Source organism: Candidatus Njordibacter sp. Uisw_056, assembly GCF_047730085.1.
Taxonomy (GTDB): domain Bacteria; phylum Pseudomonadota; class Gammaproteobacteria; order Pseudomonadales; family Balneatricaceae; genus Njordibacter.
The window spans coordinates 1,950,918-1,975,107 of sequence record NZ_CP159830.1 but is presented as its reverse complement, the minus strand read 5'-3'; the positions used below and the strand labels follow the sequence as shown (position 1 = coordinate 1,975,107).

Here is a 24,190-nt window from a genome sequence, read left to right as displayed (position 1 = left end):
CACAGCTATGGATGATATACCTTTGAAAAAAGGCCCCCTCAGTGGGGTTACAGTACTCGATTTTTCGCGAGTTTTAGCCGGCCCATACTGCACCATGGTATTAGCCGACCTAGGTGCCCGTGTTATTAAGGTTGAAAAAATCGGTACAGGTGACGATACGCGAGCCTTTGGCCCCTTTATTGAAAAAGAATCAGCTTACTTTAATTGTTTTAACCGACATAAAGAAAGCATTGTTTTAGATATCAAATCGCCGCGTGATCGAGAGTTGTTGGAGCGCCTGTTTGATACAGCTGATGTGCTGGTAGAGAATTTTCGGCCTGGCGTAATGGATCGTCTGGGTTATGGAGCTGAGCGTTTGGCCAAGACCCACCCCCATCTAATATATACCTCTATTTCTGGTTTTGGTCATTCGGGCCCCTATAAGGAATTCCCAGGCTACGACATGGTTGTTCAGGCGATGGGTGGCATTATGAGCCTTACGGGTTGGCCTGATGGCGAGCCAGCTCGTGTAGGTACTAGCTTTGGTGATTTGGGTGCAGCTCTATTCGCAGCAGTGGGTATTGTTTCAGCCCTTTATAGTCGTACCAAAGATGCACAGGGCACTCGTGTGGATATTGGTATGCTTGATTGCCAAGCAGCATTAATGGAAACGGCCCTTGCACGTTATGACGTTGAGGGTATTGTGCCCAATCGTACAGGCGATTCTCACCCTTCCTTAGCTCCCTTTGAAAGCTTTCGTACAAAAGATGAAAAGATTGTTATTGCCGCAGGTAATGACACCTTATTTATGCTGATGGCGGATGCCCTGGAAATTCCAGGTCTGGCCCTTGATCCACGTTTCATGACTAACGACTTAAGGTGTAAAAATCGGCCTGAAATGGTCATCGAGATTGAAAAAGCATTAAAGCAAAAGCCTGTGACTCACTGGATTGATGCACTTAATGATGTGGGGGTGCCCTGTGCCCCAATTAATACCATCGACAAGTTGTTTGACCACCCACAATTATTGTCTAGAGACATGATAGTGCAAGTGGAGGGGCCCTCAAAAGTGCCATTAAGAACAGCGGGTAATCCGATTAAGATGCATGGCCACGAGGACATTGATGTTAATACCCCTCTCTATGCACCGGGCTTGGGTGAACATCGTGAACGTATTCTGGCTGAGCTCTTGGGAAACCACGGCGCCTATGAATTGCCTGCTGATAAGCAAGCGTCCACGCCCAAAGACACAGCAAAAACCAAAAAAACTTTAAGCAAATAACGGAAATGACCCAGATGACTGCAACTAAAGATAAAAACATGACCCAGCCTAGTGACACGGATAAACCAGAGATGATCTTGGTTGAGCGGCGCGAGCAGGTGGGGTTAATCACCCTTAATCGGCCCAAACAGTTAAATGCGCTCAACCGGCAACTAGCTAATGAAACCCTTGCAGCACTGCGTGATTTTGATGCTGATCCTCAGATTGGCGCTATCGTCATTACTGGAAGTTCAAGGGCCTTTGCCGCTGGGGCAGATATTGAAGAAATGGCGTCACAGAGCTTCACCGAATTCTATATGGATGACTTTTTGTCACCTTGGGATCAAGTTAGCAGTATAAGCAAGCCTATTATTGCAGCAGTTGGGGGCTTCGCCCTCGGTGGTGGCTGTGAGTTGGCCCTGCTATGCGATTTTATCATTGCTTCAGAAGACGCACAGTTTGGCCAACCAGAAATTAAGCTGGGCATTTTGCCGGGTATTGGTGGTTCTCAGCGGCTTACCCGTTCTTTGGGTAAAGCTTTAGCCATGGATCTAGTGCTAACGGGTCGAAATATTGGTGCCCAAGAAGCTAAAGAGGCTGGACTAGTAGCGCGAGTAGTGCCAGCAGCAGATCTGCTGCAGATAACATTAGAAGCCGCTCATACAATAGCTGGCTATAACGCTCCAGCTGTAAAAATGGCTAAGCGAGCAGTCAATATGGCCCTTGAAGCTCCTTTAGCTGAGGGGTTACGCACTGAGCGGCTTTATTTTCAAGCTGCATTTGCAACCGATGGCCAAAAAGAAGGCATGAATGCGTTTTTGCATAAGCGTGCCCCCGTATTTCGTAACCGATAAATCGACTAACTGAAGGATAACTAATGGAGGATGACCGATAGAGGATAGCTGTACCGAATAATTTTTTTACTTAACTAACCAAATAACAAAAAATTAGAGAGAAACTATGAAGAAATTTACAAAAAAAATAATAGTCAGTGCAGTATCAGCTTTACTGCTTACCTCGGGAGCAGCTGTTGCTGAAACCGAAATTAATATTGCAGGTTGGGGTGCTAAATCAGGCCCATTAAGATCATTCGGTATTAACTCAGAGGCAGTAATGTCAGCTGCGGTTGCCCGAGTCAATGAAATGGGTGGTGTTAAGCTGGCTGATGGTTCTATGGCTAAGCTTACCTATAATTATAGTGATAGTGCCTGTAACGCAGAGCAGGCTATTGCCGTAGCTCGTAAAGAGGCCGCTGAAGGCAAATCTCTTATTGGTATTGGCCCCACTTGTTCTGGTGCTGCTGCTGCAATGTTTGGTGTGTTCCAAAAGCAGGTTGACGATACTGGCGACACCGGCTTGCAATATCCTATTCTAACGGACACAGCCGTACGTAATGGCTTGGCTAAGATTTCCCAATGGACCTTCCGTAATACCCCTAACGAGCCAGAAATGTATGATCGTCTATGGGCTTGGATTGCTGAAAATAATCCTGACTTAAAAACTATCTACGGTGGTACAGAGACAGATCAGGGACACTCTAATGGAACCTATTCTAAGGTTATTGTGCAGGCGGCTACCCGTCACGGCTTTACCTGGGCTACAGGTGACATTGAAGGTTTAACAGGTGACATTGCTTCTGGCTATAAGGAAGTGTTGAACAGCTCTTCTAACTGGCTTCAAGCCGATGCTAGTTTTTCGGTCCAAGCACGTGCGTTTAGACGTTCAAATGCTGATGTTTTGATTATTTCATCTCACCCTTTCACCACTTGCGGCATGCTTAAAGAATTATCTCGCCAGAAAGTTAAGCCGAAGATGATTGTTGGTTTAACTTCATCGTCATCTGCAGAAGTCATGAAAGGTTGTGCTGCTGAAGCTGAAGGCATGATTATTCCTACTAGTTTTGCGCCAATTACAGAAGCAGCTGCTGAAGTTGCGGCACTTGCTACTGCTAATGGTGGTGATGCTGATTTGCACTCTGCTGCAGTATGGGAAAACGTAATGATCATCAAGCAGGTTATCGAAAATGTAGGCATCACTGGTGACCCAGATATGATTGAGCAAGAGCGCCGTATGATTCGTGACGGGCTTGCTGCTCTAACTGAAACTGACGGTTTGCTAGGTAAAATTACCCGAGTACAAGACGAAGGTGAGGCGCTTAAGCCCTACGTATTTGTTCAGGCTCAAAGTGGTTCATGGAATGTAATCCACGACCCTAGGTAAGTTGGGCACACGCCCTTTAAGCCCGCCAGTCCTATTCTGGCGGGTTCTTACCCACATTAATAATTTATAGCCCACTTAATAGCCGTTGCTTATTAAGTGTAGCTGTTGCAAGAATGTACAAAGTGAAATCTTATGAATTTTGACCATATAGACATAATCCAGTCACTGATTGACGGAGTCCTGTTTGGCTCCATTTATGCCTTGATTGGGTTAGGCTTTACACTGATTTTTGGAGCAATGCATAAACTCAATCTAGCCTACGCAGCATCCAGTATTGCTGGGGCGTATTCGGGTTTGATGTCATTGACCATATTTGGCCTACCCCCACTAATGGCTTTTATTATTGGCCCCATTATGTCGGGCGTTATCGGCTTGATCCTTTATTTTGTCTGCTTCCGATTTATGCCAAGAGGTAACCATCTAGCACCTCTAATGGCTTCTATTGGAGCCCTATTTTTTATTGACGAACTGATTATTCACGAAACTTCTGGTTCGCCTATGTCGTTTCCTGCCATCTTACCAGACGCTTATTTCTTTTTAGGTGAGTTTGGTATCCGTGGAGATTTACTTTTGGTCATGGGGTTTAGTTTTATTCTCATGGCTATTGTTATGCTTTTGCTCTACCGAACTAAGCTTGGATTAGGCACACGTGCCACCTCACAGCAACCTGTAGCTGCCTTACTATGTGGTATTCCAATCCATAGAACCAACAGTGCAACCTTTATTCTGGCGGGTGTCTTGGGAGGCTTTGCAGGTTGTCTTTTAGCAGCCTCTGTAGGCGTATTGTCACCCCTGTTGACCCTGCCTCTCACAGTAAAGGGCCTGATTGTTACTGTAATTGGTGGCCTTGGCAGTATTCGTGGTGCCATTGTTGCTGGCTTTGCAGTAGGTGCAGCCGAAAGTATCTTCCTATTAGTTCGTGGTGTAAACGAACGTGATATCTACGTATTCCTTCTGCTTTTCTTATTCCTTGTGCTGCGCCCCAATGGGCTTTTCGGCACCACCATCAACCGGGATTGATACCATGACATATTTATTGGGTATTTTGCAGACTATCGGGGTGCATACGCTGCTTGGTCTGTCAGCTTATTTATTATTGCTTACTGGCCAGTTAAGTCTAGCCCAGGTTGGTTTCTTTGCCATTGGTGCCTATGTCTCAGGTATTTTGACTGTTATTTTCAGTTGGAATATTTTTGCTGCTCTAGCTCTTGGTTCGCTCATGGCGGGTTTCTTTGCTTTTTTGGTCGGTTTTCCAGCATTAAGGGTAAAAGGATTGATGTTAGTGGTAGCAACGATCTCTTTTTCTGAGATTGTGCGCTTGTTCTTCTTTAACCTTAGCTGGCGAGTCAATGTGAATGGCGTTGAAGTGGGCCCTGATAGTACTCAGGGTTTTAGAGAGATTCGTTACTTTGCTGCCAATGGTTGGGAACAAATACATATTGTTGGCCTCATTTGGTTTGTGGTGATGGTGGTAATGCTGGCTCTTTGGTGGCTGGATCAAGTCAGAGCTGGCGCTGTGTTGCGGGCTGTTGGTACAGACGAGCTGGCAGCTCAAAGCTCAGGTATTAATCTGACCATGGTAAAAGTTGCTGCGATGACCGGCGGTGGTGTTATTGCAGGCATTGGCGGTGGGCTATTTGCTCATTCGACCACTTATGTTGACCATCATACTTTTGTAATTTTATTGGCAACTTTTGCTGTTTCTTATCCTATTATAGGGGGCTTACGTAGCGTTATAGGAACTCTTTTGGCGGTTATCTTTATCCAAGGATTTATTATTGAAGGATTAAGGTTTATGGGTGATTACCGCAACCTTATTTTTGGGTTACTGATTATTTTGGTAATGAACATGCGGCCACAAGGCCTGCTTGATGGGCACCTAGTGGCAGACATAAGAAAACTGTTGTCAAAACTGACAAAGGGAGGCAAAGCAGATGCTTGAAGTACGCAACTTAGTTAAGCATTTTGGTGGCGTACGTGCCGTAGATGGGCTTGATTTCAAAATTCAACAAGGTGAGGTGTTTGGCCTTATTGGCCCCAATGGTTCTGGTAAAAGTACCACTGTTAATTTAGTGTGTGGTGTATTTGCGCCTACTGATGGGGAAATTTTATTGGATGGTATTGATCTTGGTGCTATTGCTCCCCACAACCGTGTTGATGCGGGAGTGGCCCGCACCTTTCAGAATATCAGATTGTTCAGTGAGTTGACGGTCTGGCAAAATTTATGGGTGGCCTGGCGAGATCAGCCTGGCCAAGAACAAGGCTGGGTATCTAACTGGTTTGGACGCTCACCAGCACGCCGCCAGGAAATACAAAAATTATTAGAGTTTTCTGGTTTAGGTGATAAAGCGGACCATTTAGCGGGTAATCTTGCCTTTGGAGAGCAACGACGCTTGGAACTTGCTCGGGCGATGGCATCCAAACCTAAGCTAATTCTTTTAGACGAACCGGCAGCAGGCATGAACTCTGCTGAGATCAAAGATCTGTGTCAGCGAGTGCTGGCTATGAAGGAAATGGGTATGACTGTATTGCTGGTAGAGCATGTAATGGAATTGGTAATGAATGTAACTGACCGCATTACAGTGTTGAACTTTGGCAAGCCTATAGCGCAGGGTACTCCTATCGAAATTCAGAATAACAAGCTAGTACAAGAGGCTTATTTTGGATCGGCAGAAAACGCCCATGGAGGAGTGAGCTGATGTTAAGTGTAAATAATTTGGTGACCTCCTATGGCCTCATTAAAGCGTTAAAGGGAGTTTCGTTGGAAGCTAAAAAAGGTGCAGTGACGTGTATCCTTGGTCCCAATGGAGCAGGTAAGACGACTCTTATGTTTACCTTGGCTGGAATTTTGGCTCCAGATACTGGCACAGTTAGTTTGCTGGACCAAAATTTAACAGGCCTTGGAGCACCAAAAATACTGCGTAAAGGGTTGGCATTAGTGCCAGAAAACCGCTTGGTATTTCCAGATTTGTCAGTGTATGAAAACCTTCTTGCTGGCGCTTTTACCCAAAGTCGAGCTATGGCAGCTCAAGTTAGCGACGACATTGACAAGATGTATGACCGCTTCCCTATTCTAAAAGCGCGTCATGATCAGCCAGCGGGCAACCTTTCTGGAGGTGAACAGCAGATGCTGGCTCTGGCACGTGCATTAATGTCACGGCCAAGTATATTGTTAATGGATGAACCTTCAGTGGGTTTGTCACCACTTATTGTTGATGAGATTTTTGCCATAATTAAGCAGCTCAATGAGGATGGTATGTCTATCCTTTTGGTGGAACAAAATGCTACTAAAGCCCTGCAGGTGGCAGATTATTTCTACCTACTGGATCAGGGTAAAGTGACTTTCAGTGGCACCCCTGACCAGCTAAAGGATGATGACATTATCAAGCGGGCGTACCTTGGTGGTGGCTAAAATTTAGGGTAGGTTCAGATGGATATGCTACAAACAAGTATCGATGGCCTGATGATAGGGTCTACCTATGCGCTTCTAGGGCTAAGCTTTGCTCTAGTGTTTGGTATTATGCGTCGAATCAACCTTGCCTTCGGTGCCTGTTTACTATTTGGCGCTTCCCTAGCCATTTACCTAGAACCTATACTTGGTTGGGGTGCCTGGGGTCTGTTTTTCGTGACTATAGTGGGAGTAGCCTTAGCCTCTGCCTATGTGGAACGCCTGTGCTTTGCGCCGCATAGCAAACGCCATGGTGCTGTAACAGCAATGATTGCCAGTTTTGCGGTGTGGATGCAACTGGACGAAATTTCATCCCAACTGTTACCCCAAAGAACACACGCGTTTCAGGGTATTGAGGTGCCAAATTTATGGTGGGGAGAGGTCTTTGTGCGTGGTGATCAACTTCTGCACTTTGTTATCGCTTTAGTTAGCATACTAGTGTTGTATCTGTTGCTATATAAAACTCGTCTTGGACTGTTGATTAGGGCCACCGCAGACAGTCCTGAAACAGCCCATTTATTAGGTGCTCGCGTACCTTGGTTGGGTTTTATAATATTTTTGTTAGCAGGTATTTTAGGCGGTTTGGCGGCCTTTATGATTTTATCTGCAGATGGTTATGTGACTCCTCTGTTCGGTTTATGGAGCACTTTTAAAGGCCTTATAGCCATGATTATTGGCGGTGTAGGCTCGTTAACAGGCGCTGTCATTGGCGGACTCATATTAGGCCTTGTTGAAACCCATGCTGGCGCTGTGCTGGGTGCTGAATTTCGTGACATGGTGACTTTTGGGTTGGTTTTTTTAGTATTGATCATCAGGCCAGGAGGCCTAATGGGTGTTAAAATTTATCGCACTGATAGCTTGGCTCAGGAGCGAGTTTAAGCTATGGATATGTACCTTGCCTCTGTATTGACTAATATGACACTCATTGCATTTTTGGCTCTTTCTGCTTATTTAGTCTTAGTGGTTGGTGAGGTCTCGTTTGGGCAACAGGCTTTTTTTGGTATTGGTGCTTATATTACAGCATCTGCAACGGCTTTGGCTGGCGCTCATGTTTTTTGGGGGCTATTGGCTGGCGCTATAGGTGGAGCGTCCTGTGCTCTGGTGTTAGGGCTACTTACTATACGCTTGTCAGGTATCTATTTTGCTATTAGCACGCTTTGCTTTGCCGAACTTTTACGATTTTTTTTGTTGCATCTGCGTTTCACCCAGAGTGTTGATGGACGTATTATAGGTCCTGATGGCCCTGAAGGATTTTCTAACATTCGCTGGATTTTTGAGAATAATTATCAGGTGACAGACTTTTTATTACTGGCAGTAACCTGTCTAATAATACTGTTAATAGTACTCTTTAGTCTAGAACGCAGTCCTATCATGTTAGGTGCGCGAATGGTGGGTAACGACCCTATTTTAGCTCAGTCTCAAGGCCTCAACCCGACCCGTTACCGACTTAGTTTTATTACCTTATCTGGCGCTGTGGCTGGTTTTGGTGGTGGCCTATTTGCCCTTTTTAATACCCATATTGAGCCAGCTATGTTTGGCGTTATGCTAGGCATACATGGCCTAGCTTATGCTGTTATTGGTGGCCTTGGTTCAGCGATTGGTCCTCTATTAGGCGTTTTTTTAGATATTGGATTGTTGGAAAGTATTCGTTCCTTAGCAGCTTATCGAATGATTATTTTTGGTGGCCTGGTGGCATTGTTGCTGGTGTTTCGACCTGAAGGTATTATTAGCCCGAGGCTGGTTTCCCACTTGAAAAGCCGCTGGAGAAATCGCCATGTATAGCCTCCATGGCATAGGTAAGTCTTTTGGTGGGATTGATGTACTAACAGATATATCCCTGACCTTAAAACCTGGGCAGCGCCTTGGCATTACAGGCGCTAATGGGGTGGGTAAGTCGACCCTCATTAATGTTGCTACAGGTTTTTTGAAGCCTGATTCAGGTCATATTCAACTCAACAACAAAACATTAACCCATCAACCTGCCTGGGCCTTTGCTCAAGCGGGAATTCAAAGAACTTTTCAAAGCACTCGCTTTTTAATAACAGCCAACTTGGGAGAACAATTATTGTTAGCAGCCCGAGCCCCTGAATCAAAAAAAAGATTGGCCAAGCTAATAGAATTGAGTGGTTTACAGGCAAGCTTACACTTGTTCCCAGACGAAATCCCTCTGCCTATGCTGCGTAAAGCTGAAGTTATTAGAGGCCTAGCGGCTAGCCCAGAAGTGCTGTTTTTAGATGAGCCATCAGCTGGCTTGACCGCCATTGAGTTAGATCAATTTGGTGTTTTCTTGCAGCAAAATCTGGGTCAAAAAACAGCTTTAGTAGTGGTAGAGCATCGGTTTGATTTTATGCTCATGATCACTGATTCGGTAGTTGAAATGCAGCTTAACCGGGGGTTAGTTGAGAAGGGAACTGATGTTAAAACTTGACCAAATAACGGTGCGATACGGTGCGCTTACGGCCCTAAATGCGGTGAGCTTAGTTATAACTGAAGGCACAATTAGTGTGATTGATGGGCACCATGGTGCGGGTAAATCTAGTCTTCTTAAAGCGATTATTGGCGCGGTGCCTTCAAAGGGCAATGTCTGGCTTGACCAGTGCCTTATAAACCAACGCAGCCCAGCCTACTTACTGCAAGCGGGAGTAGTGCTTGTGCCAGAGGGCCGGCAGCTATTTGGGCGGCTATCAACGCGGGAAAATCTTCAGTTTGGTCTTTATGTTGCGGGTGGCAGTGGGAGTATTGAAGCTGCACTAGAGTATTTCCCACAGCTTTTGCCACTGCTAGATAAGCCAGCCTATGTCTTGAGTGGTGGTCAGGCACAAATGCTGGCTATGGCTAGAGCAATGCTCGCTAATCCTCGTTATTTATTAGCTGATGAGCCATTAATGGGTCTGTCGGAGGGCCCCAGGGAGCAGGTGTGGCAAATACTTATTGATCTGCGGAACAGGGGAGTAGGAGTTTTGGTTACTGGTGAACATATCGAGACTAGGGGCACAGTTATTCAACAGCATAAAATAATTAATAATGGCAGTTTTGAGTTAGGAGAATAATAATGAAAAATAATACAGGTAAAAGACTTTCATCTGGGATTACAATTTTCACCTTAGTACCGCCTTTTTTGTTGGCGTTAACGCTTATAATGACCGCTAATAATGTACACGCTAATATAGCCAACACGCACACCAGCTGTATGCCCCATGACCAGCCATTAAGTTATACCTGCAAGGTGAACCTATCATTCCAAAGCAAACCTGTCAGTAATGCTGAAATGAGTGTCAGTGCAGAAATGCCGTCTATGCCTATGGCTCACAACATGAGGCAAATTATAGCGATGCCTGTAGCGGATTTAGTGGGCCAGTATGAGTTTTTTTTAGTATTAGAAATGGTAGGTGATTGGCGGCTAATTTATAACATTTCCAGCCCATTTATTGATCGGCTGCATGAACCTCTGATTATTGGTATCAGCGAGAAGCCTAAAGAGCATAAATCATCGCATGGTCATACCATGGCAGACCACTCAAGCGTTGATACCGCAGACCATAACTAAACTATGCGTAGGTCATTTAGCTAATTAGGTGAAGTAAGCTTTATTTCGCCTCGCATGTTACTTGTATGACTCAACCTTTTTTGCGCAGAGATAGAAGAAAATGATTAGGATATGGCATCTCTAGTGCCTATTTGTGGCAATGTTGTGGGCGTAACCAACAATGGTAGACGTTACCAACAATGGTAGACGTTACCACTATTAATAATAGGTAATAACTGTAGACCAAAGGCTAATGCTCTTGGCATAATTTCAGCGTATGGTTATTGGCCTGTTATGACAAAAATTTACCAGAGTAAGCTAAACATGCAAGCGCTACTAATCAACAAGGACGCAGCAGGATACACCGCTCAATTGGGCCAGATTAAAGAGGCACAATTACCTCAAGGGGATGTGTTAATTAAGGTGGACTACTCCACCCTGAATTATAAAGATAGCCTAGCTATTACTGGTGCATCCCCCGTAGTGCGCAGCTTTCCAATGGTACCTGGAATAGACCTTGCAGGCACGGTGGAGAAGAGTGATCACGCAGATTTTAAAGCTGGAGATAAGGTTGTACTGAATGGCTTTGGAGTAGGTGAGGGGCATTGGGGTGGGCTAGCTCAAATGGCTCGGGTAAAAGGGGATTGGCTAGTGCCACTGCCCAGCGCCTTTACGTCCAAACAAGCCATGGCTATTGGCACGGCGGGCTACACGGCAATGCTGTGTGTTATGGCTTTAGAGCAGCATGGTGTGACGCCAGACAAAGGTGAGGTATTAGTGACGGGTGCTGCAGGTGGTGTGGGTAGCGTTGCAATTAGCTTACTGGCTAAACTGGGGTACACTGTAGTGGCCTCTAGTGGCCGAGTTGAAGAAACAGATTATTTAATGAGTTTAGGCGCCAGCAAAGTGATGGACCGCAATGAACTTAGTGAAAAAGGTAGGCCTTTAGCTAAAGAGCGCTGGGCTGGCGCGATAGATGTTGCAGGCAGCCACACCTTGGCTAATATTTGTGCATCGATGAAGTATGGAGGCACTGTTGCTGCGTGTGGTTTGGCCCAAGGGTATGACCTACCAGCCACAGTAATGCCTTTTATTTTACGCGGTGTTATCTTAGCTGGTGTAGACAGTGTCTACCGCCCTAAGGCTGACCGTGTTGCTGCTTGGGCCCGCCTAGCAAAAGATTTAAACCCCACACAGCTAGACGCCATGATGACGGAGATTACCCTATCTCAAGCCTTAGATACTGCCCAAGGCCAAATTGATGGCCGCACTCGGGGCCGTTTTGTGGTTAATGTAAACGCCTAACTGAGGTATAAAACATGAATACGATTAGCCGCTATCCGGTGCCTAAGCTTGAAGATCTGCCTGCAGACATTAAAAGCCAGGTATTAGAAGTTCAAGAAAAAGCAGGTTTTGTACCCAACGTTTTTTTGGCCATGGCTCACCGGCCAGACGAGCTGAGGGCATTCATGGCTTACCATGATGCATTAATGCTTAAAGAAAGTGGCTTAAGCCAAGCTGAACGAGAAATGATTATTGTTACCACATCTAATGATAATGGTTGTTTGTATTGTGTCGTAGCCCATGGGGCGATATTACGGATACGGGCCAAAGATGCCTTAATCGCAGATCAGGTTGCAGTAAATTATCTAAAAGCTGACATTTCTGCGCGGCAAAAAGCCATGCTCACTTTTGCACTAAAAATATCTAATAATGCTCAAGCAACCAGTGAGGAAGACTTTGTTATATTAAAAAGTTTTGGTTTCAGTGATGAAGATATGTGGGATATCGCCGCAATTACAGCCTTTTTTGGGCTCAGTAACCGTATGGTGAGCTTCGCCTCTATACAGCCTAATAAAGATTTCTATGGCATGGCTCGGGACATTTAATTTCAGCCCCAGTAACGCTAGCAACAGCATGGTTTTTTTGGCTAATTCGATGCAGTGTCATTTCTGTAAATAATTTACAAATATTTAGTTATAATGCTATAAATTGGCATTAATTTTAGATGTAATCTAGTATTACTACACAAAATTAAATGGCGTTATTGCTTTTTGTTTCAATCTGAACGCGTTATCCTAACGCGCCTGTTAAAGCGTCACGCTGACACTAAGTGATGACGTTAGTGCCACTACCCCTTAACTCACCACTGCCAAGGAAAAATTCATGCCTGAGTCTCTCAAGGATAGCGCAATGCGCTACCATACTCACCCAACACCCGGTAAATTGTGTATTCAACCCACAAAACCGCTGGCTAATAAACGTGACCTTGCGCGCGCTTATTCTCCTGGTGTGGCATATGCTTGTGAAGCGATAGTAGAAAATGAAGATATGGCGGCAGCAGTCACCGCCCGTGGCAACCTAGTCGGTGTAATTACTAATGGCACAGCAGTACTGGGGTTAGGTAATATTGGCCCATTGGCATCTAAACCTGTCATGGAAGGCAAAGCAGTGCTATTTAAAAAATTTGCGAATATCGACGTGTTTGACATTGAAATTCAAGAAAATGAAGTTGATAAGCTAGTGGATATTATTGCTTCGTTAGAACCTACTTTTGGTGCCATTAACTTAGAAGATATTAAAGCGCCAGAATGCTTTCTAGTAGAGAAACAACTGCGTGAACGGATGAATATCCCAGTTTTCCATGATGATCAGCACGGCACTGCAATTGTGGCTGCAGCTGCAGTTTATAATGGCTTGAGAGTAGTAGGAAAAAATATAGAAGACATTAAAGTAGTGGGCTCAGGTTCTGGTGCGGCCAGCATTGCCTGTTTAGACTTGCTTGTGAGTATGGGCTTGCCGTTAGACCAAGTTACCTTAATAGATCGCTCAGGAGTGATCTATAAAGGCCGAGGGCATGGAATGAACCCTTGGAAAGAAAACTATGCAAGAGAGACCGAAGACCGTACCTTAGCTGATGCTATGGTTGATGCAGACCTATTTTTGGGCTTATCTGCCCCTGGTGTGTTAACCCAAGATATGGTGAAAAGTATGGCGCCAAAGCCACTTATTTTGGCGATGGCTAACCCTACACCAGAAATTATGCCTGAACTGGCTATGGCAGTTCGCCCCGACGCCATAGTTGCCACTGGACGTTCTGACTTCCCCAACCAAGTAAATAATGTGTTGTGCTTTCCATTTATCTTCCGTGGTGCATTAGACTGTGGTGCCACGACAATTAACGAAGCTATGAAGCACGCCTGTGTTAGAGCAATCGCAGACCTAGCATGTAAAGAAGTGACAGATGTTGTAGCTGCAGCCTACCCGGGTGAAAACTTTAAGTTTGGCCCTGAATACCTCATCCCTAAGCCCTTTGACCCACGATTAATTGAAGAAGTGCCGCTAGCTGTCGTTAAAGCAGCAATGGAAAGTGGTGTAGCCACTCGCCCTATTGAAGACCTAGACGCCTACCGCATTAAGTTACAAGGTTATGTAAACCAGGCAGGCTTGTTTATGCAGCCAATGATCGAAAAAGCAAAGCAAGGCCCGCAGCGCCGAATTGTTTATGCGGAAGGCGAAAATGATGATGTACTTATGTCCATGCAAGCTATGGTGGATGAAGCCGTAGCAAAACCTATTCTTATTGGCCGCCAGAGTGTGATGGAAGCGTCTATTGATCGTTTGAGCTTGCGTTTTAAGTTAGGTGAAGACGTAGAAGTGTTCGACCCTAAAGATTGTGACCTGCATAACCGCTATTGGCAGCATTACCACAAAAAAGTTGCACGCAAAGGGATCTCTGTAGAAACTGCCAAACAAGAAATGCGTAATAATTGTACGGCTTTAGCTTCGGTTATGGTGGATTTAGATGAAGCCCATGGCATGATCTGTGGCAAAGTAGGGCGCTTTGATACCCACTTCAAAACTCTTTTGCAAGTGCTTGGTCCGAAAACGCCAGATACACACGTATCTAGCGTATGTGCATTATTATTGCCTAGTGGCCCATTGTTCTTAGCCGATGCGTTTTTAACTGTAGATCCAACTGCAGAAGAGATTGTGGCTTCCACTGAAGCGAGTATGAACTTTGTGCGCCAGTTTGGTATTAAACCTAAAGTGGCGCTGTTATCCCACTCTAATTTTGGTACTTCCAGCGACCCACAAGCTAACAAAATGCGTCAGGCCTCTGCCACACTTCGCGAGCGTTACCCTAATGAGGAAATCGAAGGTGAAATGCACTCATTCACAGCCCTTAATGAAGAGCTACGTCAGACTATTTTTCCCAATTCAAAGCTTACGGGGCAGCCAAATTTACTCATCATGCCTAACCTAGATACAGCCAACATTACCTTAGGACTTATTCGTTCTTTAACTGATGCCTTACTTATTGGGCCCTTTGTTCACGGTTTATCTAAGCCTGCTCACATTGTTATTCCGTCGGTTACAGGCCGTGGTATGTTTAACATGAGTGCGATTACAGCGGCTGATGTTGAACTGCACTGTGAAACTAATGAGTGCAGTATTTAGTGATTAATTATTTTTCAATAAGACCACCAAAAATACATTTATGGTCTATTGTTAATGAGTGTAAAACATATTCCTAAGTGACTTTGCCCAGTTTATCTGGGCTTTTTTTTAGTATTTTTGCCACCATGAATTCCTAACTATAGGTTCATGGAGTAGCTGCATTAATTCGCCTATTCGGGGAATGACAAACGCTTGGTTTTGCTGTTGTGCGAGTAATTTTGTTTGTTCTGCAGGTTCGTCCCAAGGGTGTAGCGATAAGGTAAAAGCGCCCCAGTGCACGGGCATTAAAATGCGGGCCCGTAAATCTTTTGCAGCTTGTAGGCTTTGTTTAGGCACCATGTGAATGGCCCGCCAGCGGGAATTATATTGCCCAGTATCTAACAAAGCGATATCAATAGGGCCAAAACGTTGGCCAATTTCTTTAAAGTGAGGGCCATAGCCGCTGTCCCCGCTAAAAAATATCCGTTGCATCGGTGCCTCAATCATCCACCCACCCCATAGCGTAGAGTTGCTATTTCCCAGCCGCCTGCCAGAAAAGTGGCGAGCAGGGGTAAACGTCAGCTTGATATCATTTAAATCGTTAGCCTGCCACCAGTCCATTTCGCTAATGCGCTCTGGGGCAATGCCCCAGTGTAATAGGTGCTGCCCTACGCCAAGGGGCACGTAGTAATGTTTAACCTTGGCATCTAGCTTCATAATGCTGGGGTAGTCTAAATGGTCGTAATGATCATGAGAAATTATGACCGCGTCAATGGGGGGCAGCTGTGCTGGTTCGATAGGCAGGTTTTTACTGTAACGTTTGCTACCAAGAGTTGGGTGGGGTGCAGCTGTGTCACTAAATATTGGATCAAATAATAAGGTTTGGTTGGCGGTTTGCAGTAGAAACGAGGAATGACCAAACCACAAAAGTTGGGTTTTATTAGTGATATTGTTTACGTGTGACACGTCCACCTTGATAACATCAAGGTTGCGCTCTGGAGCCAGCTCTTGAAGAGTCATATAATCCCATAATGAACTCATCATAAGACCAAAAGATTGATCTAAGTTAGTCTCAACCGTATTCACAAATTGACTTTGTAAAAAGTTTTTTGAGTGGCTGTAGGCCTGTTTCTGTGACCCAGTCATTGGAGCGCCAAATACATCAGCTGTAGAATACCAGTAATACCCCCCACCTCCAGCAGCTAGGGCTAAAATGAATGTTATAGCAACTAAACTGAGGACTATAGTTTTAATCATTTAAATCGAATCTCTGGTTTTCCTGCAGTGTGGAATGATGTGATGGTTATTCTCTAGATTGACATCATAACTGCAAAGGCTTTTGCCTCACACTGTTTATATGCTTACTTTTTATTTAACCTCAGTAGTGTGTTTTTACGGATTTCTGTAAGGTTAACCTTGCGGTACTTTATAGGGTATGAGATGTTACCCAGCTGCCTACAATGATGAGCTCTAGTGATGTCTAAAATACAATTTAATAAAGCCTTTACCCAGCAAGAACCCATTCCTGAAACAGCAAAGAAAAGGGTCATGGAATTACTAGATTCAGGTCGATTACACCGCTACAACACAGTGGGTGAAGAACTATCAGATGCGGCTTTGTTAGAGCAGGACTTTGCTCAGTACCAAGGCCGAAAATACTGTTTAGCGTGCACCTCTGGTGGTTACGGTTTACATATTGCGCTGCGGGCTATGGGTTTGCAATCAGGGGACCAAGTACTCACCAATGCTTATACATTAGCACCCGTTCCAGGTGCTATTCATGCCGCTGGGGGTAAACCAGTATTGGTAGAAATTGATGAACACTATCACCTAGATTTAGTGGACCTAGAGGCTAAGGCAAAAAGCAGCAATGCTAAAATTTTGTTGTTATCACTCATGCGTGGACATATTCCTGATATGGACCGGCTTATGGCTTTGTGTAATGACTTAGGCCTGCAAGTACTAGAAGATTGTGCTCATACTATGGGCGGTTCATGGGGTGATAAAAAGTCTGGTAATTTTGGTCAAGTTGCAGCGTTTAGCCTACAAACCTACAAACACCTGAATACTGGTGAGGGTGGTCTAGTGGTGACAGATGATGCAGAAATTGCGGCGCGCCTGATTATGCATTCGGGGTCTTACATGCTTTATGAGCGTCACGGTGCAGCACCATCACCTGAGGTGTTTGAAAATATACGGTTAATCAGCGCCAATATGTCTGGTCGCATGGACAACATACGTGCGGCTATAGGTTTAGCCCAATTGCCAGGGTTGGATAAAAACTGTCAACGCTGGAATAGCCGTTATGCTATTTTGCATAGCACCATTGCAGCGATTGAGGGGCTAAATATACCGGTGAGAGATGCCAGAGAGTCTTTTGTGGGGAGCTCACTTCAGTTTCGCCCAATAGGCCTTGACGTTGGGCAAATACCTGGCTTTATTGCTGCCTGCGCAGCTCAGGGCGTAGAGCTTAAATGGTTTGGCGATGATAAGCCTAAGGCATTCACTAGCCGTTATGACAGCTGGCATTACATTGATCCCATGCCTCATTTACCGAATACCCTTAGGGCTTTGGAAAAAACCCTAGACCTTCGAGTACCACTAACATTTAATGACGCAGATTGTCATGTAATTGGCGCTGTCATTGCCCAAGTAACAGCTGAGTTCATGGTGAGATAAACAACCTATTCCATGAACTCAGGTTGAAGTCTACGCTTTTGGGCGCAGGCCTTTAGGGTCATAGAAGCCGTATAAGCTGGCTTCAGCAGAGTAGCGCTTAAGAGCAATTTCGATTTCAAACTTTGCTTTTGACAGGCGAATCGGAGACAAGTCTGGAGCGTTTACATAGCCCATACCAATAGCACTGCCTAGGGCATGGCCATACATGCCTGAGGATAGATAACCAACAATTTCATCATTCATGACGATGGGCTCGTTATGGAATAACATTGCTTCAGTATCATCAAGCTTAAACTGCACCAATCTGCGGGTAGATTTTTTAGCTTGAAGCTGTTCTTTAAAGCCATTAATACCTATAAAGTCACCCGCTTCTGGCTTGGCGGCCCACGCAAGGCCAGCATCAAATAGGGTGTCTTCTGGGCCTACATCATGGCCCCAATGCACAAAACCTTTTTCCATACGGGCACTATTAACGGCATGCATGCCAACATTGCGTATGCCAAATGCATTACCCGCTTCAAATAACGCACGGTATACAGTGGCTGTGTGCTGAGCAGGAATAAACAACTCCCACCCCAGTTCGCCAACGTAGCTTAAGCGCTGTACCCACATGCGCACCCCAGCCACTTCCATGACTTTACCCGAAGCAAATGGGAAAGCTTCATTACTCAAATCTGTGTCTGTAACTTTAGACAACACCTCACGTGCGTGAGGGCCTTGAAGAGCCATCGCGCCAAAATTCATACTAATGTCTTGCAACAATACATCGTCAATTAGGCGATGGTTCAGGTGCCACCAATCCCTTGAGTGGGAGCTAATGCCGGTAATCACCCAATACGTTGTTTCACCAGTGCGTGCAACAGTTAGATCGGCTTCGATGCCGCCGCGAGCATTAAGAAAGTGGGTGTACACCACTTTACCTACGGGAATATCGATATTGCCTGCACAAATGTACTGTAAGTTTTTGCCGGCTGCAGGGCCTGTGACTTCAAACTTACCAAATGATGACATATCGTAAATGCCAACACTTTCACGCATTGCCATATGCTCTTGTTTGGTGTTGTTAAACCAATTTGGTTTTTGGTAGCTGTATTGGTACTTCGCTTCTTGGCCTGGGTTGGCAAACCAATTGGCGCGCTCATAGCCACACACTTCACCAAAGCAGGCGCCTGCTGATGTAAGTTCTTGGTGCAATGGTGAATGAATTTGGTCACGTGCTGTTTCGTATTGGTAAAAAGGCCAATGCATTGCATAACTATGACCTAAGGCCTCAGGGATACGTTCAGATACATATTCGTCATGTTGTTGGGCAGGGTGATGGCGACGTAAATCACACTCGCTTACGTCACCCGACGGAAAGCCATCAATCATCCAGTCGGCCATGATTTTACCCACGCCGCCACCCGCACCAATGCCTTTGGAGTTCATGCCGGCGGCTATAAAGAGTTTGTCTATTTGAGGAGTAGGGCCAAGCAAGTGAAGATTGTCGTTAGTGAAGCTTTCTGGGCCATTAAACCACGTACGAATGCCTGTTTCTTGCAACTGCGGAAAGGTTTCCATGCCATTTAAAAGATAGGGTTCTACGTGATCTTGGTCTAAGGGAAACTGTCCAAAACAGAAGTCATCAGCTATTTTGTTCATAGGGAGTCCAATAGCGTTGTCTTCAAACCAGCCGACTAACATTTTTCCAGCGTCTTCTTTAAAATATAGACCACGATCAAAGTCACGCAATACGGGACGCTGTGTCAGTCCTTCCATCTCTTCTGTAACGATGTAGGAATGTTCACAGGCATATAAAGGTAGCTGCACACCGACTGTTTTAGCAAGGTCTCGAGTCCACATGCCACCACATAAAATCACCTGATCAACTTCCATGGTGCCTTTGTCAGTGCGAATTCCGGTAATAACGTTGTCTTTGGTGAGCAGTTCCTCCATTACCGTATTTTCAAAAATCTCCACGCCATTCATCTTGGCGCCCTTGGCTAATGCCATGGTGGTGTCGATGGGGTTGGTTTGGCCATCACCCGGTGTGTAAAGCGCACCTATAACCCCTTCGGTATTAATACCAGGGTAAAGCTCTGCTAAGCGGGTATTGTCGATCATTTCTGATTCCACACCAAACACTTTACAAATAGACGAGGTGCGTTTAATTTCTTCTAAACGCGCTTCTGTTCGCGCTAAGGAGATACTACCAATACGTTTGTAACCAGTGGCTTGGCCAGTCTCTTCTTCCAAACTGGCATACAGCTCATGGCTGTACTTGGCTAGGTTAGTAAGGGTAGGTGTGGCCCATGCAAGGCTTATTAGGCCTGCAGCGTGCCATGTGGTGCCACTAGTAAGCTGTTTACGTTCTATTAGCACTACGTCCTTAATACCTCGCTTGGCTAGGTGGTAGGCAACGGAGGTGCCGATAATGCCCCCACCAATGATGGCAATGCGTGCTTTTTCTGGCAATACTTTGGTGTCGCTCATAACATTCTCGTTAGCCGTGGATTAGCAATAGCCCACGGTGTTGTTTTTATTGGTATTAGTGGCTAGCTGCGCAATAAACTATTATTTGGATTATACGCTGCGTCAAGTTCTACATGGCAATGTCGTGTGCCAACAGAGGTCTCTACAGTCAGGGCCTGGCCCGCATTACAATGTTCAGGCTTGAGGTAAGCAAAGGCTAAGCTTTTTTCTACTCGATAGCCATAGGCGCCCCCGGTGATAATACCCGTATGGTCACCATTAGCAAACACTGCTTCGTTACCAAAACATTCTGCAGCTACCTGGTCATCAAATATCAGGTAAGCCAGTTGCAAAGACAAACCATTAGCTTGACGCTGAAGCATATTAGTACGGCCAATAAACTCCCGGCTTAAATCTAAGAAACGCTCCATACCTGCCTCTAAACCTGAAATTTCCTCAGTAAATTCGGTGCCATAAGCGCGATACATTTTTTCCATACGCATGCTGTTAAAAGCGCGCGTGCCAAAGTCTCGTAAACCCAAAGGCTGACCAAACTCCATTAGTGACTCATAGATTGAAATAAGTTGCCAAACAGGCATGTGCAGTTCCCAACCCAACTCCCCAGCGTAAGATACCCGCATAGCAAAAACAGGTGCAGAATCTAACTGAATAGTTTGGCAAGCTAGCCATGGGAAGGCGCTGGTTGATAAGTCATCTTCACAGATGTGTTGCAAAATTTCACGAGCTTTAGGGCCAGTGAGTAACAGACCACCCCAGTTTTCGGTGAAGTCTTCAAGGGTGATATCGTAATCACCTGCATGTTGCTGCATCCACTGCATGTCTTTAATTTGTGAACCAATAGCACCCATCAATACAAAGTGGTCATGGCTAATACGGCTAACGGTTTGCTCAGCCATGATGCCACCGTTAGCCGCGTGGAATAGGGTAAGACTAATACGGCCATCTTTGGCAGGCAGCTTGTTGCATGACAGGTGATCTAAAAAGGCATGAGCGTCGGGGCCTATAACACGAAATTTAGCTGTACCGCTGATGTCGGTTATACCACAGGTGTTTTGCACTGCTGCACATTCCTCTGCCACTACAGCGTGTGCTTCGCTGTGAGTCCAAGTTTCGCTTTCGTTGCGCACAGCATCGGTTTTAAACCACGCAGGCTTTTCAAAGCCTGCAGTAACAAAGTGTACTGCATCCTTTTGTGCCATTACTGTATGCAATGCGCTGGTGCGAATAGGGCGCCCATGGGGACGGTTTTCTGTAGGCGAAGCGCTGGAGTACATCCGCTCGTATGATTCAATAGCGCGGGTAATGCAATAATTCTTATCAGCCCAATCACCAAAACGGCGGCTATCTAATGAGGCCATGTTGAGTTCTGTCTGACCATGAACCATCCACTGTGCCATGTATTTACCAATGCCACCTTGAGCAATACCAATGGAGGCGCCAGTCATGTTCCAAAAGTTAGTTAAGCCAGCCACAGGGCCAACTAAAAAGTTGTCATCTGGGGTGTGGGTAATAGGGCCATTTATAATGGTTTTAACACCAACTTCTTGGAAAATAGGCACCAGTTCCATACACCGTTCAAGCCAAGGCATTAGGCGTACTAAGTCGCCGGCAAATAATTCGCGATCAAAGTCCCAATCCATACCATTAATAGCCCAAGGCTTTGAACCACGGGTTTCGTATGGGCCTACCAATAAACCATTACCCTCTTGACGAATATAAGCGGCTGCAGTGGAATCTCTAGTAACGGGCAGCTCTTTTACTAAGGCTGCAATTTCTGGGTGGTCTTCGGTGATCAGGTATTGGTGTTCTAGGTTAATAATAGGCACATGTACGCCCACCATACGGCCTACTTCAGGGGCGAAACACCCCCCTGCATTAACCACATGTTCAGCAACGATATTGCCTTGTTCAGTAATCACCTCGTAACCACCTTGGGGTACTATATTGATGTCTGTGACGCGGTTAAAACGGCTAATTTTAGCACCATTTTCTCTGGCTAATTGGGACAAGGGCATAACCACAGCTGTTGGGTCCACATGGCCATCATTAGGCGTATATAAAATACAGCGTGCGCCGTCAAAATTCATCACAGGGTTAATGGCTTTGGCTTCTTCTTTAGATACCCAGCGCATTTCACACCCAATATTGTGAGCACGGCTCATGACGTTACGGAACCACTGCTCTTCTACTTCGTTATAACCTACGCGAAGGCTGCCGCACTTATGGAATGATGAAGGCAGTCCGGTTTTGGCTGGTAGAATTTTGTCATACAGCTCGATGGTATAATCGTGAATTTTAGATAAAGTATGGTTTCCATTAAAGTTAGGGCAAAGGCCAGCGGCGTGCCAAGTTGAACCACTAGTAAGCTCACCCTTTTCAATCATTACTACATCGGTCCAGCCTTCTTCTGTGAGGTGGTACATAAGGTTAACACCAAGGGAACCGCCACCGATAATAACTACGCGGGCATGGGATGGTAGGGACATAATGTATTTCTCTTACAGCCAGTGTTAACGGCCAATTTGTTCACGGGTAAGGCGGATGTCAAATTCCGCGCGTATAGCTAAGTCAGCCTCGTCGCTGATGTGAGTTGGAAAATAGCTGGCTAATAGTTCTTTCTTTTTAGCGATCGCCTTTTCTAATAACACCGGTTTGCCTTGTTCAGCCCATACATTAGGGCTGGTACGGTCTCCTAGCTCGGGATAAATATACTCACTTTGCATGACTGATAGGGTTTGATCTGAGCCTAGGTAATGGCCCTTGCCTCCCATGCAGACTTCATTGATTACGTCAAAACTTAGGCTGTCTTCGTCCACTTTAATTCCTTTAGTCATGCGCATGCAAGCACCTAATACGTCATTGTCCATGAGTAAGCTTTCTGGGCAAGCGCCCATAAGGCTGCCGTACATTCCTGCAGATTCGTAGACAACGTTGGCACCGGCCATAGCTGCTGCCACGGCAGTATAGGCTCTTTCAGCCCCAGCTTGAAAATCTGGGAATTTTGCATCGGTCATGCCACACGCTGTGCCTGTAGGTAAATCAAAATAGTTACCCATCTGTGCACATGCTGCAGATAATATACCTTGTTCTGGAGAACCACCGCTCATAGCGCCAGTGCGTAAATCAGAGACAAAGGGCCAGGTGCCTATAATAGCTGGGGCACCTGGCTTAATGGCATTAACGTAAACCAAACCGCCTAAACATTCAGCCCAAGCCTGAGACACTGCGCCTGCTAACAAAGCGGGAGAGGTCGCTCCAGCTTGTCCGGCAGAAAGTAATAGAATGGGCATGCCACCTTCTACCCCCACACGCAGGCATTCTAAGGACTCTTCTGCAAAGGTCATTGGGGGCACCACAAAGCAGTTAGACATGCTCACAAAAGGTCGTGCTCGCCAGGCTTCTTCGCTGCCAGCAAAGTGATGTAACATTTGAAGTCCCGCACTAACATGGTCTGCTTCAGTAAAACTGGTGCCTATATGCTTACTATTACCCATGATAGAGCAGTAAAGTGTATTTAAATCCATGGTTTTTGGATCGTCTATGTCTCTTAAAACACACATGCGCTGAAACATGTGAATATGCTCACAGGTATCAGCAATGCGCGCCATATCATATAAATCTTCCGTCGCAGAATTGCGGTAGGTGTTATTTTCTGGGTCTGACACATGCACCGCAGCGCCAGCCGTAGAAAAATGTACCCGCTGCCCGCTTAGCGTTATATCATGCTTAGGCTCTACACCATGGAGTGTTAGATTTCGCTGACAAATACTTAAGGTATGCTCTACTAAAGCACGTGGAATGCGTAACCGGCCATCCTCTCCCATAATTGCCCCAGCTTCTACCATGATCTCTGTACAGTGGGGTGTGGAACGACTAAAACCTATTTCAGATAAGATGCGATAAGCATTCTCTGCAACAGCAGACATAGCACTTTTAGACAAAGGCATAAATGTGCCACCAGTTTCCCCTGGATGGACTGGCTTTGCTTCTTCAGTTAAGGGAGCCAAACGCTCTGCTAAACGGGCCTGACGGCCACCGGATCGACGTGACATAGGAGCTTTCCAAGTTATTTTTATTAGTTGAAATCAGCCTCATTTTTAGCTTAAATACGGTTGCGTTCAATTGATTAATTCTATGGCTATAGATTAGAATAACTAATCTATAA

The 24,190-nt window shown here is 45.5% G+C and carries 20 protein-coding genes; 16 read left to right on the top strand and 4 right to left on the bottom strand.

All coding sequences use genetic code 11. From position 1 onward, the window contains the following. Positions 1–7 precede the first annotated feature (7 nt). From ABXT60_RS09470 to ABXT60_RS09400, 15 genes are all read left to right on the top strand, one after another. The gene (locus tag ABXT60_RS09470; RefSeq protein ID WP_443629902.1) at positions 8–1,261 is read left to right on the top strand and encodes a CaiB/BaiF CoA transferase family protein; all 1,254 of its coding nucleotides are present in this window, start codon (positions 8–10) and stop codon (positions 1,259–1,261) included. Positions 1,262–1,275: 14 nt separating this feature from the next. Then, on the top strand, positions 1,276–2,094 hold the full coding sequence (locus ABXT60_RS09465; protein WP_443629901.1) for an enoyl-CoA hydratase-related protein: 819 nt from the start codon (positions 1,276–1,278) through the stop codon (positions 2,092–2,094). 106 nt (positions 2,095–2,200) lie between these two features. After that, positions 2,201–3,460 (top strand): ABC transporter substrate-binding protein, encoded by a 1,260-nt coding sequence (locus ABXT60_RS09460; RefSeq protein ID WP_443629900.1) that lies wholly within the window; start codon positions 2,201–2,203, stop codon positions 3,458–3,460. A 132-nt stretch (positions 3,461–3,592) separates the two neighbouring features. Further along, complete coding sequence (locus ABXT60_RS09455; protein WP_443629899.1) at positions 3,593–4,480, top strand: branched-chain amino acid ABC transporter permease; 888 nt, start codon at positions 3,593–3,595, stop codon at positions 4,478–4,480. A 4-nt stretch (positions 4,481–4,484) separates the two neighbouring features. Then, entirely contained in the window at positions 4,485–5,402 is a 918-nt protein-coding gene (locus ABXT60_RS09450; RefSeq protein ID WP_443629898.1) for a branched-chain amino acid ABC transporter permease, read from the top strand. Further along, positions 5,395–6,159 (top strand): ABC transporter ATP-binding protein, encoded by a 765-nt coding sequence (locus ABXT60_RS09445; RefSeq protein ID WP_046485658.1) that lies wholly within the window; start codon positions 5,395–5,397, stop codon positions 6,157–6,159. Before ABXT60_RS09450 ends, ABXT60_RS09445 begins: the two co-directional genes overlap by 8 nt. Beyond that, positions 6,159–6,872 carry an ABC transporter ATP-binding protein gene (locus ABXT60_RS09440; protein WP_046485660.1) on the top strand — a complete coding sequence of 238 codons (714 nt, stop codon included), beginning with the start codon at positions 6,159–6,161 and terminating at the stop codon, positions 6,870–6,872. The genes ABXT60_RS09445 and ABXT60_RS09440 overlap by 1 nt, the downstream gene beginning before the upstream one ends. Positions 6,873–6,890: 18 nt before the next feature. After that, complete coding sequence (locus tag ABXT60_RS09435; RefSeq protein WP_443629897.1) at positions 6,891–7,787, top strand: branched-chain amino acid ABC transporter permease; 897 nt, start codon at positions 6,891–6,893, stop codon at positions 7,785–7,787. A 3-nt stretch (positions 7,788–7,790) separates the two neighbouring features. Beyond that, positions 7,791–8,690: a branched-chain amino acid ABC transporter permease gene (locus ABXT60_RS09430; RefSeq protein WP_443629896.1), complete on the top strand. Its 900-nt coding sequence runs from the start codon at positions 7,791–7,793 to the stop codon at positions 8,688–8,690. After that, the gene (locus ABXT60_RS09425; protein WP_443629895.1) at positions 8,683–9,336 is read left to right on the top strand and encodes an ATP-binding cassette domain-containing protein; all 654 of its coding nucleotides are present in this window, start codon (positions 8,683–8,685) and stop codon (positions 9,334–9,336) included. Before ABXT60_RS09430 ends, ABXT60_RS09425 begins: the two co-directional genes overlap by 8 nt. Beyond that, positions 9,323–9,958 (top strand): ATP-binding cassette domain-containing protein, encoded by a 636-nt coding sequence (locus ABXT60_RS09420; RefSeq protein ID WP_443629894.1) that lies wholly within the window; start codon positions 9,323–9,325, stop codon positions 9,956–9,958. The genes ABXT60_RS09425 and ABXT60_RS09420 overlap by 14 nt, the downstream gene beginning before the upstream one ends. Before the next feature lie 2 nt (positions 9,959–9,960). Continuing rightward, positions 9,961–10,455: a FixH family protein gene (locus ABXT60_RS09415; RefSeq protein WP_443629893.1), complete on the top strand. Its 495-nt coding sequence runs from the start codon at positions 9,961–9,963 to the stop codon at positions 10,453–10,455. Positions 10,456–10,728: 273 nt separating this feature from the next. Further along, positions 10,729–11,739 carry an acrylyl-CoA reductase (NADPH) gene (acuI, locus tag ABXT60_RS09410; protein ID WP_443629892.1) on the top strand — a complete coding sequence of 337 codons (1,011 nt, stop codon included), beginning with the start codon at positions 10,729–10,731 and terminating at the stop codon, positions 11,737–11,739. 14 nt (positions 11,740–11,753) lie between these two features. Beyond that, positions 11,754–12,323: a peroxidase-related enzyme gene (locus tag ABXT60_RS09405; RefSeq protein WP_443629891.1), complete on the top strand. Its 570-nt coding sequence runs from the start codon at positions 11,754–11,756 to the stop codon at positions 12,321–12,323. 277 nt (positions 12,324–12,600) lie between these two features. Continuing rightward, positions 12,601–14,895 (top strand): NADP-dependent malic enzyme, encoded by a 2,295-nt coding sequence (locus tag ABXT60_RS09400; RefSeq protein ID WP_443629890.1) that lies wholly within the window; start codon positions 12,601–12,603, stop codon positions 14,893–14,895. Between the two features lie 108 nt (positions 14,896–15,003). Here ABXT60_RS09400 and ABXT60_RS09395 read toward each other — a convergent pair whose 3' ends face one another. Continuing rightward, positions 15,004–16,131 carry an MBL fold metallo-hydrolase gene (locus tag ABXT60_RS09395; protein ID WP_443629889.1) on the bottom strand — a complete coding sequence of 376 codons (1,128 nt, stop codon included), beginning with the start codon at positions 16,129–16,131 and terminating at the stop codon, positions 15,004–15,006. A 219-nt stretch (positions 16,132–16,350) separates the two neighbouring features. Between ABXT60_RS09395 and ABXT60_RS09390 the strand changes: the two genes are divergently transcribed. Further along, entirely contained in the window at positions 16,351–17,553 is a 1,203-nt protein-coding gene (locus tag ABXT60_RS09390) for a DegT/DnrJ/EryC1/StrS family aminotransferase (protein WP_443629888.1), read from the top strand. Between the two features lie 30 nt (positions 17,554–17,583). Here ABXT60_RS09390 and ABXT60_RS09385 read toward each other — a convergent pair whose 3' ends face one another. The 3 genes from ABXT60_RS09385 to ABXT60_RS09375 form a co-directional block, all read right to left on the bottom strand. Next, positions 17,584–20,025, bottom strand: a complete 2,442-nt coding sequence (locus ABXT60_RS09385; protein ID WP_443629887.1) for a GcvT family protein — start codon at positions 20,023–20,025, stop codon at positions 17,584–17,586. 62 nt (positions 20,026–20,087) lie between these two features. Continuing rightward, complete coding sequence (locus ABXT60_RS09380) at positions 20,088–22,511, bottom strand: FAD-dependent oxidoreductase (protein ID WP_443629886.1); 2,424 nt, start codon at positions 22,509–22,511, stop codon at positions 20,088–20,090. 24 nt (positions 22,512–22,535) lie between these two features. Further along, positions 22,536–24,077 carry a trimethylamine methyltransferase family protein gene (locus ABXT60_RS09375; protein ID WP_443629885.1) on the bottom strand — a complete coding sequence of 514 codons (1,542 nt, stop codon included), beginning with the start codon at positions 24,075–24,077 and terminating at the stop codon, positions 22,536–22,538. Between the last annotated feature and the right edge of the window lie 113 nt (positions 24,078–24,190).